The organism is Deltaproteobacteria bacterium, from assembly GCA_016874755.1.
In the GTDB taxonomy this organism is placed as follows: Bacteria; Desulfobacterota; Binatia; order UBA9968; family UBA9968; genus DP-20.
In genome coordinates this window covers 62,483-80,318 of the sequence record VGTH01000013.1, presented here as the reverse complement: position 1 = coordinate 80,318, position 17,836 = coordinate 62,483, and the positions used below count along the sequence as shown (strand labels likewise).

Genomic DNA, 17,836 nt, shown 5'->3' with positions numbered 1-17,836 from the left:
CCGGAGGTTAAGGGATTCACCCGGACTTTGCAAACCTTGGGGGAGCCTGCTTAACGTCCTTTCGGCATCTGCTTCATCATCTCGTTGATATTGATGTTCGGCATGCCGGGCATGGAAATGTCGCCGGGCTTTTGGCCGGCTTTGCAAGCGCCGAGCCATTTGGCGTCGATGGTCGTCGCCGACTCGCGCATGCCGTGCAGCGGCGGATTGTAAGTTGTTTTCAGGTCGCCTCGGTAGGCGGAATCGTACTTGCCGGTAAACACGCCCTTGGTTGTCATCGTGCTGCCGCCCATCTTGCAGACCGCTTCGCTGACCCATTTGTCGCCATCGCGGCGCATTTCGATCTTGCTGCAATCCGGTTTGCTGGGACCGCCCATGCTGCTGTTGATCAGATCGTCAGTTTTTTCGTCGATGCATTGCTCCATGGTGTGGCTTTGTTTGGCACCCGTGGCGACCTTGATTTCCCACAACCCGGGTTTGCGCTTCGGCATGTCGGCTGAAGCGGCGAAAACAGTGGCTGCGGCGAACACCAATGTAAAAGATAGAAGTCGTTTGCTCATGCTTGCCTCAATAGTTTCCGAGCAAAACACGCGGCAGGTTTGAAAACCCGAAACCCAAAACGCGAAACTCGAACAACAGACTAGATCGCCGCCGGCTGATCGAGCTCAAAGCCCAGATCGCGGATCATCTGATGCGCATCGGTGGCGTCTTGACCGGGCGTAGTCAAATAGCCATTGACGAAGATCGAGTTGGCCGGATAGAGGCTCAACGGCTGCAGCGAACGCAAATTGACTTCGCGACCGCCGGCAACGCGAATCTCTTTGTTCGGATTGACGAAACGAAATAGGCAGAGTGTTTTCAAGCAGCGCTGCGGCGTTAGTTCCTGCAATTTCGCAAAGGGGGTTTTCGGAATCGAGTTTAGAAAATTAACCGGTATGGAGTCGATGCCCATGGCCCGAAGTGTCATGGCGAGATTGATGATGTCGTCGTCGCTTTCGCCCATGCCAATAATGCCACCAGAGCAAGTGCCGATGCCGGCGCGCTTGACGCTTTCAATCGTCGATACCCGGTCGTCATAGGTGTGGGTGGTGACAACGTCGGCGTGATGCTCGCGGCTGGTGTTCAAATTGTGGTTGACCCGGCCGACGCCGGCCTCGGCAAGCTTCTGGGTTTTGTCGTCGTTCATCAAACCGAGCGAACAACAAATGTTCATGCCGGTCTCAGTGCGAATCTCGCGTACCGCGTCGGTGATCTCGTCTATTTCCTTGTTAGTCGGCCCGCGGCCGCTGTTGACGATGCAAAAACGCACCGCACCGGCCGCCTTGGCGTTGCGCGCCGCTTCGACCAGTTTGTCTTTGGACATGAAGGTATATTTTTCGACCGGCGCAGCGGAGACTGAAGACTGCGAGCAATAGTGACAATCCTCCGGGCACAGCCCGCTCTTGGCGTTCTGCAAAACGTGAATCTGCACGCGCTTGCCGTAATAATGATGCCGCACCTTGAACGCCGCGCTCAGAATCTCGGGTAGCTGCTCGTCCGGCGCGTTTAAAACCTCGCGCAATTCGTTGCGCTCCGGCAAGATTCCCTTGAGCGCTTTCTCCGCCAGTTGCTGAAAATCCATTCAAATCCTCCGAATTTAAGAGCGTTTTTAACATGCAGGGGTGAGGGGTGCAACGAGCGAGGAAAGGCTGTTTGCATTAACGAAGGCAGGTATTAGGGTGGTACGCCGTTAGTCGCCTTGTTGCTTGACGCGCGACGAGCAGGTGTGCAATGACAGACGCATCATCGGTCGTGCAGTCGCGGTTCAGATGGATCTGCTCTCTCAACCAAGGAGGAATGAACCATGGCTTATGATGTTGCGAAGCTCCTCACGCTCTCCCAAGCTGAGCTCGACGAACTCTTCAGCAAAAGTAGCGCGGGCAATATCCCTAGCGGCGAAGGCGAGGGCACGGCGATCATCGCTCCCGGTACCAACTATTCTGCCGACCTTGCAAGATTCGTCAGCCACTTTGCATGGCAGGGGAAGGTCTTCGACGCGCAAAAGGGGCAACTGAAAAATCGCATCCTGCCTTTTGGTCTCAACGCGATTATCGCCAAAGTCTACAAGGCGCCAAGCTGGCTCGATAACAAGGAATGCATTGTTCTCGACTACTCGGACACCTCGGTGATCGCGCAGTGGATTCGCGATGAAATGCGCGAGATCGAGCCGAAGCCTTATCTCGGCAAAGTCTATTGGGACAAGAAACGGTTGATCGATTTCGCCTTGAAATTTTAGCATGCCCGCCACGAGGGTTGTGGCGGCAAATCATTTCCTCACCGTCGACTTGACAACTTGCTGCCATGACGGAGGCACAACCTGATGTCGCGACTGCAACGTTTTCTCTACCGCTTAGGCCTTCTGTCGGTGGGCCTGGCGATTCTAGCAACCATCGCCGCTGCCTACTCGCTCGGTCGGTTTGCTGCCGATGTACCGGTGCAATATGCCGACGACCGCGAGCATTTCAAATACGGCTCTCTGGGCAGCGAGCATGAATTCGGTATTCCCTATTGGATCTGGCGCGCGCTACCGGAGCTGTTCAAGGACAAATTGCCCAACCGTCAAGAGGGTTGGCAGTCGGTGGGCTTTGTTTTTGAGAAGGGCAAGGAGCTCCCGGTCGGCATGTCGCAGCGGCGCTATCTCGGTTTCGATGTGGTTTGGCTCAACTGCGCTTTCTGCCATGCCGGTACCGTGCGTGAGACCGCACAAAGTGAGCCGAGGGTCTATGCCGCCATGCCCGCCAACACTTTCGATTTTCGCGGCTTCATGCGCTTTCTCTTCGCCACTGGTGAAGACCGCCGTTTCACGCCGCAGGATATTTTGCGCCAAATCGACGTCATTCGAAAACGAGAGGGGGTTGGCCGGTTGCCGCTGCTCGATCGGTTGGTGCTGCGCTTCTACGGGATCTACTACATGCGGGAGCGTATTCTGACGCTGCGCGATCGCTTAGATTTTATCAAGCAGCAGCCAGAATGGGGCCCGGGACGGGTGGATACCTTCAATCCCCTCAAGGCTTATTTCAATTTTCCTCCCGAGCAACTGTCGCCCAAAGAAACCATCGGGACGACGGATTTCCCATCTATTTGGAATCAAGGTCAGCGGGAAAGCATGAAAATGAATCTCCACTGGGACGGCAACAACGTCTCGTTGGAAGAACGCAATCGGAGTGCTGCCATGGGCACTGGGATCACCCCGCCCACCGGGGATCGCCAAAGTTTAAAGCGAGTTGCCGATTGGCTGCGCAATTTGCCGGCCGACCCCTTTCCTTTCAAAATCGACAAAGCTTTGGCCGATCAGGGTGCGCCGATTTACAAAAAATATTGCGCCGGTTGTCATGGCGCCGATGGCAAAGACTTCCGCGGTGAGTATGTCGGTAAAGTAGTGCCGATCGCTGAAATTGGCACCGATGAGCGTCGTTTGGACTCCTACACCTACGAAGTCGCAGTCAATCAAAATCTCATCTTTGCCGGTTACGGCGATGAACGCTTCAGTCACTTTCGTAAAACCTTCGGCTACGCCAATAGCCCGTTGGACGGGCTGTGGCTGCGCGCCCCCTATCTGCACAACGGCTCGGTGCCAACGGTCCGTGACCTGTTGGAGCCCAGCGCGAAACGCCCCAAGACGTTTTACCGCGGCTATGATGTTTACGATCAAAAGAATCTCGGCTTCGTTTCTAACGTGAGTGCCGAGGCGAACCGAAAGTATTTTCTCTACGATACCGCTCAACCGGGCAATTCGAATCGGGGACACGAGGGAAAGGCCTACGGGACCGAGCTATTGGCCGCGGAGAAAGAGGCCTTGGTGGAGTATTTGAAAACGTTCTAGCGGGTGCTTGGACATACTTGGGAGCAACGATGGCGGGGAAGCGATCGCGTTGGAAATATTACTTGGCGTTTTTGTTAATCTTGGTGGCCGTCGGTGCGCTCTTCGGTTGGCACAAGTTTTTCCGCGAAGAGCCACAGCCCGATTGGGTGACCGCGTCGCCCGAGATGCGGTTTAAGTACGGTTCCATTGGTGCGGAAAACGACGCCGGCATTCCCTATTGGATCTGGTTTGTTTTGCCGCGTATGTTCCCGGAAAAACTCCCGGGCCCGGGCGGCTATGCCGCGCTCGGGGTTAACTGGGAGCAAGGGCAAGAGATGCCCATCGGCTTTACCAAAAAAGTCATCGGCTTTCCCCGCGTGGCCAACAATTGTGCGGCCTGCCATACGGCGAGCTATCGTAGGGGTCTAAACGAGAATCCTACTTTTGTCGTCGCTGGGCCCAATCACACGCTGAATCTGCAGGCCTTCTTTCGTTTTATCGTCGATTGCGCCAAGGACCCGCGTTTCAACGCGAAAGACATTTTGAGCGAGATCGATCTGGTCTACAAATTGCCGTTCATCGACCGGCTGATCTATCGCTTCATTCTGATTCCAATCACCAAGAAGCGGCTGCTGGAGCGGGAGGCGCAGTTCAAGTGGGTCTATCACAAAGAATTTCCGCTCTGGGGCCGCGGCCGCGACGATGCGATGAACTTGACAAAATATTTCATGCTCAACCAGCCGATGGACAACAGTATTGGCCCGACGGACATGCCGTCAGTGTGGAATCTGAAAAAGTATGTGCCCGAGAAGGGCCATTTGATGAATCTTGCCGGTGACAGCCACGATGCCTATTCGGTTATCATCGATTCCGCATTGGGACTACTCGGAGCGGCGCCCAAAGATCGCACGGCGTTTCTAAAGGAGGTCGATTGGCTAGTCGAATATCTGGGCGGGCTGCAGGCGCCTAAGTATCCTTTCCCGATAAATCAGCCGCTCGCAGACGCTGGTAAAGCTGTCTTTGACAACAACTGTGGGCGCTGCCATCGCAGCGAGCGCACCGGCACACGGATACCGATCGCTGAAGTTGGCACCGACAAAGAACGGTTGGCTACTTGGAGTAAGCAGGCAGCCATCGAGTCGAACAAAGTTGTTCGCAGCTTCGGCATCGAGCGCAAGGGTTTGGTGGAGAACGAGCCGAGCGGTTACATCGCTGCCTTCCTTGACGGCATTTGGCTGCGTGCGCCCTATTTGCATAATGGCTCGGTGCCAACCCTGCGCGATCTACTAAAGCCGGTGAACGAGAGACCCAAGGTTTTTTATCGCGGCCATGACGTCTACGATTTGGTTAACGTCGGCTTTGTTGTCGAGGGCGACGAGGCGAAAAGGGTCGGTACCAAATTCGACGTCAACGAGCGCGCCAGCAGCAACCAAGGCCACGAGTTTGGTACTGACTTGCCGGCTAAAGACAAAGACGCGTTGATTGAATACCTGAAGACGATGTGAGGAAACCGTGAAAGCGGGAAGGGTGCGTCAATTACGCCGCACCGCGAACTTTGTCGATCCAGGCACTGACTGCTGGCGATCCGCCGATTGTAACCGTTGGCAACGTGATCATTGCTGGTTTGCAGGGCCACGATATTGTTCTCGTCGCCTCAGTGGCGAACGCCTGCGACCAGACGGTGCAGGCCCGGCTCGGTACGATGACCCGCATCGAGCAGGTAAAAGGCAAGCGCTTCGGCATCAGCGGTTTTGGCTCGGCGACGCACAACGCGGCGTTGATTTTATTCAAGCGCGTTAACATCGATCCGAAAGACGTCACACTTGTGCCGACAGGGACAGGGCCCGAACGGTTGGTGGCGATGGGCGCCGGGCGCATCGACGCGACGATCAAGAGCCTTGCTAAATACATGCGAACCAACGATGTGGAAGTGCTCGAATATTCCTACCAGCATTATTTGAAGCGCACGCCGAGAAAACCCTATCCGACCATGAAAGGCATTCAGAACCTGGTCGACATGTCGGCAGCGCAGATGCCGCAGGGCAAGACGGCCAAACCCGAGCAATTTGTCGACCTGAGCTTGCTGCAGAAGTTAGAGAACGAGAGATTTTTTGACGAAATGGGCAAAAGATACAAAAATTGAAAAATGGACAATGGAAAATTGAAAATGTTCAGAGTCCGAAATGGGCGCGGAGATTTGGCGATGAGTCTAAAACTCGCAATTGTGCTGGCAGGGTGGTTGATTGGGGCGGCGCTTGCGCCAGCGGGAGCCCAGGAGAAGCTAACCCGCGTGCGCATTGCCTATCCGAGCGGCGGCATTTGCTGCGTAGCACTTTACGGCGGCATTCAATGGAAGATCTTCGAAGAGCAGGGCTTGCACGTCGAGATTGTGCAGATCCGCTCGCAGGTCGGCAACATGGCGCTGATGGCGAACGAGATTCAATATTTTTCCGGCGTGGGTCCCGCGTCGGTGAGCGCGACGCTGCGCGGCATGCAGTCGCGCGGCGTCTGGTTCGCTTCGGATCAATTGATTTATTCGCTGATGGCGCGGCCCGAGATTCAGAACCTGCGCGACCTGCGCGGCAAGAAGATCGGCATCACCGGATTGGGTGGCACCTCCCACGTTGCGCTACAGATCGCCCTTGAAGGGGCTGGTGAGAACCCTAAGAACTTCGCCTATGTGGTTTTGGGCGGGCCGCAGCAGTTGCCGGCTTTGGAGTCCGGAACCGTGGATGCGGCAATCTTCAATCCACCGTTCGATTTTTACGCTAAACGAAAGAAGTTTCGCGAAGTGCTCGACGTCGGTTCCCGCGTGAAGATGCCGCTCGGCGGCTTGACCACCATGCTCTCGACGATTCGTAATCGCCCCGACGAGGTCAAGCGTGTGCTGCGCGGCATGCAGCTTGCGAAACAGGAAATCCTACGTTCCAAGGAAAGGACCACGGCGTTGATCCTGAAATACTTGCAGGTCGATAAAGAAGCCGCCGAAGACACGTTCGAAGCTTTGAAGCAAACTGTCAGTGGCAGCGGCGTGCCGACGCGCGAGGGGATGGATTTGATCATCAAGTCGCTGCAAGCCGCGGGTCAGTTCACTGATCGTAAGGTTACGTTCGAAGAGATTGCCGACGACCGAATTGCGCGCGAGGTGGCAAAGGAGTTGGGGTACAAAGTGCCGTGACGGCGGTTGGGATTTCAAATTCCAGATTTCAAATTCCAGATTAAGCTATGAGCAAGAGTTCGAGCTCGACTGCTGTCGATATCAAAGTTATTGTTTTGAAAGCGTTGCGTGGCCGCAATGGGAAAGCTTGTTTCATGAGCGAGTTAATGGCTTTGCTGCGTCGCTCGAATATCAGCAACGAAGAGCTTGACAAGGTCATAACGTCGCTCTCGAACGAGGGTTTGGTCGTCGTGCGTGATAATTTCTGCGCCGATCCGCACTTGGCGGAAGTCGATCTCCGGGTTGCTGCGTTGGTGCAAGGCGGTGCCGAAGGCTATGCCGCAGCGTTGCACGAGATCGATCTGGTGTGGAACAAGTGGCTCGGGGAATTTCTGGCGAATCATCGATGCGGGTAGCGCGCCCGTTGGCGCGCGATTCCAAATTTCAGATTCAAGATCCTCCGTTTAAGCGAGAAATTCTTCGACGCGAAGCAATTTGGAATCTGTAATGTGGAATTTGTAATTCTAAGCGGAGCGAAGAAATGCGAGTTGCAGTCGACATCGGTGGTACATTCACAGACGTAGTCGTCTTCGATGAGCGCCAGGGTGGCGTGTCCCTTGCAAAGACTTTGTCGACGCCGGCGGAGTTGGCGCGTGGCGTGTTGGATGGATTGATCAAAGGATCGGTTCGTTTCCCCGAGACAACGACACTGATTCACGGGTCGACAGTGGTCATCAACGCGGTGATCGAGCGCAAGGGTGCCAAGACCGCGCTTGTGACGACCAAAGGGTTTCGCGACGTTTACGAAATCGGTCGGATCAATCGACCGGAGTCGTTCAATCCGCGCTTCCGCAAGCACCGGCCGCTGGTGCCGCGGGAAGATATCTTCGAAGTTGCCGAGCGGATGCTTGCCGATGGCTCGGTGCGCACGCCGTTTGATGATGCTGAAGCGCGCGAGGTGGCGCGGATTCTCAAAGAAGAAGAGTTCGAGGCCGTCGCGGTTTTGTTTCTTCACTCTTATCGCGCACCGCAGCATGAGCTGCGCATGCGCGAGATCTTGCTGGAAGCCAATCCCAAATTATTTGTTAGCGTGTCCCATGAATTGTCGCGTGAATATCGTGAGTACGAGCGCACGTCGACGGTAGCGGCTAACGCTTACGTCGGGCCCAAGGTGAGCCAGTATTTGGGCGACTTGGAACGGCGGCTGCATGATAAGAAATTCGCTGGTAACTTGATGATTATGCAGTCCAACGGTGGTCTGTCCGAGGTCGAGCTGGCGCGCCGCCAGTGCATTCAAATGATGGAGTCGGGGCCGGCGGGCGGCGTCGTCGGCACCATGGCGCTCTGCGAGGTACTCGATCTCGAAGCGGCTATCGCCTTCGACATGGGCGGCACGACGGCCAAGGCGTGCGTGATTCGGCGCGGTGAGCCGAGCTTGTCACCGGATTATTTCATCGGCGGCTACAACGAAGGTTTGGCGATCCGTATTCCAGTGCTGGACATCGTCGAAGTCGGCACCGGTGGTGGTAGCATTGCGTATCTTGACGAAGGCGGCGGCCTACATGTTGGACCGAAGAGCGCTGGCGCGGAGCCGGGCCCGGCGAGCTATGGGTGCGGTGGCACTGAGCCAACGGTGACGGATGCCAATGTGATACTTGGGCGTCTTTCGCCGGAGATGTTTCTCGGCGGGGAGATGCGCTTGGATCGCGGTGCTGCGGAACGAGCGCTGAACGATCGTCTGGCGAAACCATTGAATGTGACTTTGGAACGCGCGGCGTCCGGCATGTTGCAAGTGGCCACTTCGGCAATGGCCAATGCCGTGCGCCATGTGACGCTGGAGCGCGGCCTCGATCCGCGCGATTTCACGTTGGTCGCCTATGGCGGCGGCGGGCCGCTGCACTCGGCATCGGTGGCAAAAGAATTATCCATCGGCAAAATCATTGTTCCCAATGCGCCGGGCCATTTTTCCGCGCTGGGCATGCTCATGGCGGATTTGCGCCGCGACTATGTGCAGACGCTGTTCGAGCGCATGGACGATCTCGCGATGAGCGAGCTGGAGGCGCAATTCAAATCCCTTGAAGACGAAGGACGCAAAGCGCTGCTCGACTCCGGCATTCCTGTCGACCGCATTGCCTTCGAGCGCGCGGCGGACATGCGCTACGTCGGCCAAGAGCACGCCGTGGCGGTAAGCATGCCAGCGAATGTCGGCAGTGAGGATGCGCGCGCCGAAGTGAAGCGCCGCTTCGACGAAGCCCATGATTTACGCTATAGCCACAGCGCACCGGAAGAATCGGCCGATATCGTCAGCCTGCGCGTCTCGGCCATTGGCCGGTTGAACAAGCCGGAGTTACCGCGCATTGCGAATGGTGATGCTACGCCTCCACAGGATTCGCGGCGCGGTGAGCGCAAAGTAATTTTCGAAGGCACCGGCGCAGTCAGCGCACCGGTTTTCGATCGCGCGAAGTTGCTGGCCGGCAACGTCATTCAAGGTCCCGCAATTATTGAAGAGGTGGCTTCGACGACGGTTGTGGAGCCGGGAGATAGAGTGACCGTGAATGAGTTTGGGTATCTCATCATTGCGCTTGGCAACGCCCAATGACGAATCTCAGATGCCAAATTTCATATTCCAGATTGTCGTCATGGAATATCGGATTGGCATCTGACCTGGCGTGCAGCTCTGCAATACGAAGTAACTAATCTGGAATTTGGAATATGAAATCTGGAATCTCGAATCCGGCCGCTAGCGCGGTCGACGCCTTCACGGCGGAAGTCATCCGCAGCGCACTGGTCGCCATCACCCAAGAGATGAAGACCAATCTGATGCGTACGGCGTATCATACGATTATCTACGAGGCGGAGGATTTCACCGTCGGGCTGTTCGATGCCGACGGTAATACGATCTCCATCGGCCTTGGCTTGCCGATGTTCGTGCGTGGGTTGTCGGACGCGATCAAATCGAAAGTCGCCCATTGGGGCAAGGACAATATCAAGCCCGGCGATATCCTCCTCACCAACGACAGCTACATCATGGGTAGCCACTTAAATCACATGATCTACACGCTGCCGATCTTCAACGACGGCGAGCTGGTGGCGTTCTCGTCGTCGATGGCGCATTGGCAGGACATCGGCGGTCAGTTGGGCGGCGTGACGCGGGATATTTTTTCCGAGGGCTTGCAGATGCCGTTCGTGAAGCATTTCCGCGAGGGCGTGGAGAACCCTGAGATCACCGCGATCATCAAAGCCAATGTGCGCGTGCCGGAGCGCGCCATGGGCGACATGCGCGCGCAGCTCGCGTCGATCCGCACCGGTGAGCGGCGTGTCATGAATATTTTGAAGCGCTACGGCAATCAGGCGTTCAAAGACAGTATTCAACTGATTTACGACCAGAGCGAAAAGCTCGCCCGCGCCGCGGTGCGGCAGATTCCCGACGGTGTCTATGAAGCCGAGTCGTTCATGGACGACGACGGCGTCAATCACCTTAAGCATATTCCGATTCGCGTCCGTGTCGAGGTCCAAGGCGACCAGATGACCATCGATCTCAGCAACGTGAGCCCGCAGGTGTCGGGCTATTACAATTCCGGTGTCACCGCGGGGCGGTCGGCTGCGGAAGTAGTCTTCAAGTGCATCACCTCGCCGACGCTGATGCCCATCAACGATGGCTCCTTTCGCCCTCTGAAGATCATTCTTCCGCTGGGACGGGTGATCAGCGCGGTGAAACCGGCGCCGGTGCGGGTGTGGATGACCGTGCCGATGACCGTGTGTGACACACTCTTTCGAGCGCTCGCGCCAGCCTGCCCGGAGCGCACGATGGCTGGGCACTATGCCGATCTCTGCACGGTGAACCCGCATGGCTTTGATCCTGAAACCGGGCGCTTTTTCTGGTCGCACATCGGCCACCCCGGCGGCGGCTGGGGCGCCAAGCACGACGAAGACGGCAAGAACGCGACGGTGTGCTTAAACGACGGCGACACCCACAACGCGCCGGTGGAAGCCACTGAAGCGAAGAACCCGATCATCGTCGAGCACCGCTCGCTGCGCCAGGACTCCGGCGGGCCGGGCAAGTTTCGCGGCGGCCTCGGCGTGTCGAACGAAGTGCGCATGCGCCGGCGCGCGACGATTCATGCCCACGTCGAGCGCACACTTTGCGCGCCATGGGGATTGCACGATGGTAAGGACGCGCTGGCGAATCAAATTTTTATCACGCACAAAGACGGCTCGGTCAAAACCTTTGAAACCGGCAAGATTCACCCGACGGAGATCGACAACGGCGACAGCTTTACCATCGAGACCGGCGGCGGCGGTGGATTTTGGAATCCCAGAGAGCGTGCGGCGGAACAGGTCTTAGCTGACGTGCGCTCTGGGTACGTGTCGGTCGATGCGGCGCGGCGCGATTACGGCGTGGCAATCACGCAAGTAGGACGGCGCTTTGAGTTGGATATGGCGGCGACAAACGGTTTGCGACGCGCCGCCATTGCAAATTCCAAATTACAGATTCCAAATTAGCCGGAGTGGGGAAGGAAAATCTGGAATATGGAATCTGGAATTTCTAATCCCGCGCGTAGCGCGGTGGACCCGTTCACCGCGGAGGTGATTCGCAGCTCGGTGGTGGCGATCACTGATGAGATGAAGTCCAATCTCATGCGCACCGCCTATAACATGATCATCTACGAGGCGGAGGATTTCACCGTCGGGCTGTTCGACGCCGACGGCAACACGATTTCGATAGGCCTCGGCCTGCCGATGTTCATTCGCGGCTTGTCTGACGCCATCAAGGCTAAGCTCAGGCACTGGGGCAAAGAGAATATTCACCCCGGCGATATTCTGCTCACCAACGATCCGCAGGTGATGGGCAGCCATTTGAACCATATGATTTTCTCGCTGCCGATCTTTCACGACGGCGAGCTCATCGCGTTCTCGTCGTCCATGGGCCACTGGCAGGACGTCGGCGGCGTCCTCGGCGCGGTGACGCGCGATCTTTTCTCCGAAGGGTTGCAGATGCCCTTCGTGAAAATATTCAAAGGCGGTGAGCAGGACCAAGAGATCACCGCGATTATTGGCAACAACTGCCGGCTGCCCCATCTCGCCATGGGCGACTTCCGCGCCCAGATCGCGGCGATCCGCACCGGCGAGCGGCGCGTGACGCACTTGATCGAGCGCTACGGCGCCGAGACCTTCAAAGAGAGCATCAAACTGATCTTCGATCAAAGCGAGAAGCTCGCGCGCGCGGCGGTGGCAAAGATTCCCGATGGCAGCTACGAAGCCGAGTCGTTCATGGACGACGACGGCGTCAATATCGGCAAGCATATCCCGATCAAAGTCCGCGTCGAGGTGCGGGGCGAGGAAATGACCGTCGACTTGAGCGGTGTGAGTCCTCAGGTCGCGGGGCCGTACAATTCCGGCGCGACGGCGGGACGCTCGGCGTCGGAAGTGGCGTTTAAATTTCTAACGACGCCGTTGTTGTTACCGATTAACGAAGGTTCGTTTCAACCTCTGAAGATTATTCTTCCGCCTGGCAGAGTTGTCAGCGCCATGAAGCCCGCGCCGGTGCGCACTTGGATGACTGTGCCAATGACGGTAGCGGACACGATCTTCAAAGCACTGTCACAGGCTTGCCCCGACAACGTGCTGGCGGGGCATCATGCTGATCTTGCCGCCATGCGTACCTTTGGTCTCGATCCGAAAACTGGCCGGTCGTTTCATTTCCCGCCACTGCTTTCCGGCGGTGGTTGGGGCGCGCTGCACGATCGCGATGGCCAGAACGCGACGTTTTGTATCAACGACGGCGACACACACAATACGCCGGTGGAAGCCGGCGAAGGCAAAGCGCCGATCTTCGTGGTGCATCGTACACTACGCCAAGACTCGGGCGGGCCAGGAAAATTTCGCGGCGGCCTGGGCGTGGCTCAAGAGGTGCGCTTGATCTCGCGCGGCAGCGTGCTGTCGGCGATGGAGCGAGCGCTCTGTCCGCCGTGGGGCTTGCACGGTGGCAAGCCGGCGCTGGCCAATCGCTTCACGGTGGTGCGGAATGATGGTTCGACGGAAACCATGAAGACCGGTAAGACGCCGGGCATCGTCATGCTCGATGCGGGTGAGGGTTTCTTGGTTGAAGTCGGCGGCGGCGGCGGATTTTGGAATCCGTTGGAGCGCGATCCGAAGAAAGTTTTAGCAGACGTGCGCTCCGGCTATGTCTCGCTCGAAACGGCGCGCAGCGAATATGGTGTCGTCGTAAAACAGAAAGGCCGACGGCAATTTGAAATCGATCTTGCTGCGACCGGTGTGCTGCGAGCCGAAAAAATCAAGAGTGATACGATCCATGAGATTACGCTTGCGCGTGGAGAATGAATATTCACTCCCCCGTTTCGGGGTAGTGTTAGAGAAAACCCACGCAAGCGTCAAGCCGATTCGAAATCGGTCAACACCTGTGCTTAACTGGTTGAAACCGTCAAGTTAGAAAGTGAGTAAAGAAACGCGCTTTATGATTCTTGAACCGGAAAAACAGTTTCGGGCTTTTGAACATCATGGTTGGGAGGAAATTCCTGCGGGCTACCACGCTGCCTTCGGCAGCTTGACGTCTCAAGCTATCGAACCATTGTTAGACGCGGTGAAATTGAAGAAGGGCATGAAATTGCTCGACATTGCCAGCGGTCCAGGTTACGTCGCAGCCGCCGCCGCAAAGCGTCAAGCGCTGGTAGCGGGCGTGGATTTTTCGGCGGCCATGATAGAGCAGGCGCAGAAGTTACATGCGGGCGTAGATTGTCGCGAGGGCGACGCTGAAGATTTGCCTTTCGGCAATGGTTTGTTCGACGCAGCGGTGATGAATTTCGGTATACTTCACCTGGGCCAACCCGAGAAAGCGTTGGCGGAGGCACATCGCGTGGTGCGCGGCGGCGGTCGTTTCGCGTTTTCTGTCTGGTGCCCGCCTGAGGAAACTATCGGGTTTGGCATCGTGCTGCGCGCGGTGGAACAGTTCGGCGAGCCGCGCGTTGAACTCCCCGAGGGGCCGCCTTTCTTTTTCTACAGCGACCCAGAAGAATGCAAGACCGGCTTGTTAGCGGCTGGGTTTTAATCGCCGACGGTGACGAAGGTTAAACAGACCTGGCGCTTACCCGCAGGCGACGGCTTATTTGCTGTCATGAAAGACTGCACGGTGCGCACAGCTGGACTACTGCGCGCGCAAAAGCCAGTAGTGCTCGATAAAATCCGCAACGCCATGCGTGCGGAATTGGCGAAATACCAAAAAGGCGATGTCGTGCATTTGCCAATGCCGGCGCTAGTCGCGTCGGGAATTAAAGCGTAGAAAAAGCAGAAATGATTTGTGTTTCGAGAAGCTGTTCGCTTAGGGAGTCGATAACCGGTCTGCCGCTCTGTTCCAGCCGCCGATGCGAGTGATAGCGGTGCGCTACCCGTTCCAGTCCCAAATAATGTGCTGCTGGTTGCTGATCATCCGTCTCAGTGGCGAATTTGATTGATCATGCTTTTGCCGGGGCAATAAGTATAGGTTTGCCGCTCATGGGTCACTGTTTTGCTGCGAATTTGTTCACTCACGGACCAGCCAAACTCCAAGCATTGGGGATCGTTTTGATAGACGAAATCGATCTTTTGGATCGTGAGAGTCTCGGTCCGTCCGGTTTCTTTGGATGAATCCCAGACTCTGTAATGGAACGTTCGCGTCTCCCCCTCACGCCAAAGACCGAGGGGAAACTTTAGCCCGCCCGAGGATGTCCTGGTGTCGCGATGCGGCCGGCCGTCGAAGAGCCGGCCCAGGCCGTTCTTGTCTTCGTTGATGGTGAAGATCTGATGCTTGACGCCGTCCGCACCGGGATTGATCCGTTCATATGCGGTGACGAGTTCACCTGTCGCCAAGTGCTTCCATTCGATCGGCCCCTTGATGTGATAGGTGGCGTTTCGATGCCGATAGGTTTCATCGACCTTGGGCATCTTTAGCTCTCGGTTGCCGTTCCATTCGGTGCCTGTCCACGGTTCTACGGGAATGAATCTTTCTTTGGTCGTGGAATTGCGCGCCGCAGATGGCGGTTGCTGAATTTTTACGGAGCGGCGGCTACGATCGCTATTTGAGAAAACTTCGTCGTGCCTTGATGACGCAAGTGCAGCAGATGAGCCATGCGATTGGCCGCTACTTTCCCGCGGGAACCAAAGTGACTCGGCCCCAAGGAGGTTATGTTCTCCGGGTCGAGCTGCCGCGCTTGGTGGATTCACTCGATCTTCATCGCAGAGCGCGCCAGGCCAAGATCAGCATCGCCCCCGGTCCGATTTTCTCTGCTAAGCAGCGCTACAAGAATTTTGTCATAATAGGTTGTGGCCAGCCTTGGTCGGAGAAGATTGAACATGCGGTGCGAACATTGGGAGATTTGATCCACAAGATCACTGCAGCCTGACGAAAGAAAAGTTACGCGATGTGCATTGCGAGTGAAACTGGAGTTGTCACCAGTTTCACCGCTCCGGCCCGTAGCAGTTCTTCCCGCGAGCCGTAACCCCACAGCACGCCAATCGGCCGGACGCCGTTTGCGAGCGCACCTTTGATGTCGTGCTCCCGGTCGCCGACCATGACGGCGTTGCTCGGGGGAATCCTCTCTTTCTCGAGTACCCACGAGATTAATTCCGTCTTGTTGACCCGTGTGCCGTCAAGCTCGCTGCCATAGACTTGCTGGAAGAATTGCTGCAATCCGAAATGCTCGACGATCGGCACGGCGAAAACCGTCGGTTTGGATGTCACGACGTACAGCTGCGCCTTTTGCTGCTGTAAATCATTCAGGGCATCGATGATGCCAGAATATAACGTGTTCTCGTACATTCCTTTCAGTGCGAATCGCTCCCGGTATAGCTCCACCGCACGGTTGACAAGGCCAAGTTCTTTGGTGTCGAGGAGCGCGGCGAAGCTCTCGTATAGCGGCGGGCCGATGTAGCGCTCCAATACGTGTTCTGCTGGACTCTTCCGACCGAGCTGCTCCAGTGCGTGCGCGATGCAACGCACGATCCCCTCGCGCGGATCGGTCAGCGTGCCGTCGAGGTCGAAAAATATGGATCTGTTGTGATTGGTGTCCTTAGAATTCATTGACGTTCCAAAAACTCGACCAGTTGCCGTGGTTCTGCATACGGATGAGAGCGGTTTCTGTTCGCACACCGCTTACAATAGAAGTCAGGATAAGCTCCGAATCGTCACCGCCCCGCGGACGAGCAGTTACTGCCATGACATCGCGGGTGGAACCGTAGTCCGAGATAAGTTCGGCCCAGCGTTTGCGACTTTGCTCATTGAGCCGAGTGAACACTCGCATGACGCATAGGACGGCATCTCGGCATCCTGTTTACCAAGACTCGCCAAGGTATACTGACGTGCAATTTCTTCAAGGTCTTTAATGCCGCCGGCCTTGATGACAAATGGAACCAGGAGCTCCGCTACGTCGTCGGACGATGCATAGATCACACCCATGGCATCGAGAACAATTGTATTCTCAGTCATCGCCGCAGTGTTGAGTTTGGGCCAGGCTTAGTTGCTGTTTAGAGTTTTACATTCACATCGTTTTAACTGAGGTGTTTCCGATAGAAGACTACCCGCTCGGTTTCCTCGAAACCGAGCGCCTTGTGGACGGCATGGCTCACTTCGTTGTCGAAGAGTACATCGGAGGCTAGTTCTGAACATCCGCGCGATTTAGCCCACTCGGCAACAGTTCCAACCAGGCGTCTAGCCACGCCTTGAGACCGGTGCTTCGGGACGACGTACAGGCCCTCTAAGAACGCTACGGGTGAGGATTCGGTTCCGTTTACATAATCGGATCGAATCGACGCCTCGACGAAACCAACGGCTTGCCGATTGTCTGTGTAGAAAATGAACTGGGCGTATCTCTCGGGTTCCGCGACAAAGCGAGCCATTTCGGTTTCATGTTCGGCGCCCGAGCAATGCGGCCAGAGTGCCTGGCGCAAACGGAGCCAGTCGAGATTTGATGGCGAGCGCAACTGTTCGATCATTGAAATGGGCGCGCCAGTTACTCCAAAGTGAACGTCTTCAAAAACTCGGGAGTGATGAACCGAATGTTGCGGTCTACGGATTTAACGTCCGCTTCTAAGCGCTGCGCTCTTTTCCTGACCGCTGTCGTCATACCCATGGGCTAAACCTTGTGAGAGTTCGTGTACCCAATCACCTGTGCCAACGTAGAAATGACCGGCCCCTGCCACTCCCGCGCCTCGCGGCGCACTTCGCTGTGCGATTCGGATGACTTGATCAGCACCGGCTGCATGCCGACTTCTTTTGCCGCCGCAAGCTCAAAGTTTTCGCCGTCGGCGACGTAGAGGCAATCTCCAGGGGCGACGTCCAGACGATTGCACGCGATATGATAAATCTCCCGGGCGGGTTTCTTGATCCGCTCGCGGGCTGAAAAAACGGTCGAGTCGAACCAAGCGGCGAACACCGTCTCCGGCCACACGATGGGGATCTCTATCGAGCAGTTGCTGAGCAGGCCGATCTTGAGGCCGTTCGCCCTTAAGTTCTTGAACGTGCCGATCGCATCCGCCTTTGGTGTTAACGCGGCGCGGGTCAGTCTTAGACGGACTTCAACGGCCTTCATCATCTGTTCCGCCGTTATCGTTGCGCCAAGCAGGCCACACACCTGTTCGATGCTTTCCTCAACGGTTTGGAATTCACCTAACGTGCGCCGGTCGGTGAGCTGGCGCCAGCGTTGTGAAAGTTCGTCGTTCGGAATGCCGAGAGCTGCGGCAAATTGTTCCTGGTAGCCGGCGGACGCTGCGGCGAAGCCGTCGACGATGGTGCCGAAGAGGTCAAATATGACGGCGTTAATCGTCATTTGGACTACAGTCTATCAGTT

At 56.5% G+C, this 17,836-nt stretch carries 19 protein-coding genes; 12 read left to right on the top strand and 7 right to left on the bottom strand.

Annotated features, from left to right (window positions below):
- Positions 1 to 50: 50 nt before the first annotated feature.
- Both FJ145_10260 and bioB read right to left on the bottom strand, forming a co-directional pair.
- Positions 51 to 560 (bottom strand): DUF3617 family protein, encoded by a 510-nt coding sequence (locus FJ145_10260; GenBank protein ID MBM4261803.1) that lies wholly within the window; start codon positions 558 to 560, stop codon positions 51 to 53.
- An 80-nt stretch (positions 561 to 640) separates the two neighbouring features.
- Positions 641 to 1,621: a biotin synthase BioB gene (gene bioB, locus FJ145_10255; GenBank protein MBM4261802.1), complete on the bottom strand. Its 981-nt coding sequence runs from the start codon at positions 1,619 to 1,621 to the stop codon at positions 641 to 643.
- Positions 1,622 to 1,843: 222 nt separating this feature from the next.
- Between bioB and FJ145_10250 the strand changes: the two genes are divergently transcribed.
- From FJ145_10250 to FJ145_10200, 11 genes are all read left to right on the top strand, one after another.
- On the top strand, positions 1,844 to 2,275 hold the full coding sequence (locus FJ145_10250; protein MBM4261801.1) for a hypothetical protein: 432 nt from the start codon (positions 1,844 to 1,846) through the stop codon (positions 2,273 to 2,275).
- An 84-nt stretch (positions 2,276 to 2,359) separates the two neighbouring features.
- Positions 2,360 to 3,862, top strand: coding sequence for a cytochrome c (locus FJ145_10245; GenBank protein MBM4261800.1), 1,503 nt, complete (start codon positions 2,360 to 2,362; stop codon positions 3,860 to 3,862).
- Positions 3,863 to 3,891: 29 nt separating this feature from the next.
- Positions 3,892 to 5,346 (top strand): hypothetical protein, encoded by a 1,455-nt coding sequence (locus tag FJ145_10240; protein MBM4261799.1) that lies wholly within the window; start codon positions 3,892 to 3,894, stop codon positions 5,344 to 5,346.
- Positions 5,347 to 5,396: 50 nt separating this feature from the next.
- Positions 5,397 to 5,984, top strand: coding sequence for an ABC transporter substrate-binding protein (locus FJ145_10235; protein MBM4261798.1), 588 nt, complete (start codon positions 5,397 to 5,399; stop codon positions 5,982 to 5,984).
- A gap of 3 nt (positions 5,985 to 5,987) precedes the next feature.
- Positions 5,988 to 7,019 (top strand): ABC transporter substrate-binding protein, encoded by a 1,032-nt coding sequence (locus FJ145_10230; GenBank protein ID MBM4261797.1) that lies wholly within the window; start codon positions 5,988 to 5,990, stop codon positions 7,017 to 7,019.
- Between the two features lie 47 nt (positions 7,020 to 7,066).
- Positions 7,067 to 7,414, top strand: a complete 348-nt coding sequence (locus FJ145_10225) for a hypothetical protein (GenBank protein ID MBM4261796.1) — start codon at positions 7,067 to 7,069, stop codon at positions 7,412 to 7,414.
- A 125-nt stretch (positions 7,415 to 7,539) separates the two neighbouring features.
- Complete coding sequence (locus tag FJ145_10220; GenBank protein MBM4261795.1) at positions 7,540 to 9,597, top strand: hydantoinase/oxoprolinase family protein; 2,058 nt, start codon at positions 7,540 to 7,542, stop codon at positions 9,595 to 9,597.
- Positions 9,598 to 9,710: 113 nt separating this feature from the next.
- The gene (locus tag FJ145_10215; protein MBM4261794.1) at positions 9,711 to 11,501 is read left to right on the top strand and encodes a hydantoinase B/oxoprolinase family protein; all 1,791 of its coding nucleotides are present in this window, start codon (positions 9,711 to 9,713) and stop codon (positions 11,499 to 11,501) included.
- A 27-nt stretch (positions 11,502 to 11,528) separates the two neighbouring features.
- Complete coding sequence (locus tag FJ145_10210) at positions 11,529 to 13,340, top strand: hydantoinase B/oxoprolinase family protein (protein MBM4261793.1); 1,812 nt, start codon at positions 11,529 to 11,531, stop codon at positions 13,338 to 13,340.
- A 133-nt stretch (positions 13,341 to 13,473) separates the two neighbouring features.
- The gene (locus FJ145_10205; protein ID MBM4261792.1) at positions 13,474 to 14,064 is read left to right on the top strand and encodes a methyltransferase domain-containing protein; all 591 of its coding nucleotides are present in this window, start codon (positions 13,474 to 13,476) and stop codon (positions 14,062 to 14,064) included.
- Positions 14,065 to 14,073: 9 nt separating this feature from the next.
- The gene (locus tag FJ145_10200; GenBank protein MBM4261791.1) at positions 14,074 to 14,295 is read left to right on the top strand and encodes a hypothetical protein; all 222 of its coding nucleotides are present in this window, start codon (positions 14,074 to 14,076) and stop codon (positions 14,293 to 14,295) included.
- 152 nt (positions 14,296 to 14,447) lie between these two features.
- Here FJ145_10200 and FJ145_10195 read toward each other — a convergent pair whose 3' ends face one another.
- Complete coding sequence (locus tag FJ145_10195) at positions 14,448 to 14,936, bottom strand: hypothetical protein (GenBank protein MBM4261790.1); 489 nt, start codon at positions 14,934 to 14,936, stop codon at positions 14,448 to 14,450.
- Between the two features lie 89 nt (positions 14,937 to 15,025).
- On the opposite strand from FJ145_10195, the gene FJ145_10190 reads away from it, so the two are divergent.
- Positions 15,026 to 15,394 (top strand): hypothetical protein, encoded by a 369-nt coding sequence (locus tag FJ145_10190; protein ID MBM4261789.1) that lies wholly within the window; start codon positions 15,026 to 15,028, stop codon positions 15,392 to 15,394.
- Positions 15,395 to 15,405: 11 nt separating this feature from the next.
- On the opposite strand, the gene FJ145_10185 is transcribed toward FJ145_10190, so the two are convergent.
- The 4 genes from FJ145_10185 to FJ145_10170 form a co-directional block, all read right to left on the bottom strand.
- Positions 15,406 to 16,071 (bottom strand): HAD family hydrolase, encoded by a 666-nt coding sequence (locus FJ145_10185; GenBank protein MBM4261788.1) that lies wholly within the window; start codon positions 16,069 to 16,071, stop codon positions 15,406 to 15,408.
- Positions 16,061 to 16,291: a hypothetical protein gene (locus FJ145_10180; GenBank protein ID MBM4261787.1), complete on the bottom strand. Its 231-nt coding sequence runs from the start codon at positions 16,289 to 16,291 to the stop codon at positions 16,061 to 16,063. The genes FJ145_10185 and FJ145_10180 overlap by 11 nt, the downstream gene beginning before the upstream one ends.
- Before the next feature lie 247 nt (positions 16,292 to 16,538).
- The gene (locus tag FJ145_10175) at positions 16,539 to 16,982 is read right to left on the bottom strand and encodes a GNAT family N-acetyltransferase (GenBank protein MBM4261786.1); all 444 of its coding nucleotides are present in this window, start codon (positions 16,980 to 16,982) and stop codon (positions 16,539 to 16,541) included.
- 140 nt (positions 16,983 to 17,122) lie between these two features.
- Entirely contained in the window at positions 17,123 to 17,815 is a 693-nt protein-coding gene (locus FJ145_10170) for an HAD family hydrolase (GenBank protein ID MBM4261785.1), read from the bottom strand.
- Between the last annotated feature and the right edge of the window lie 21 nt (positions 17,816 to 17,836).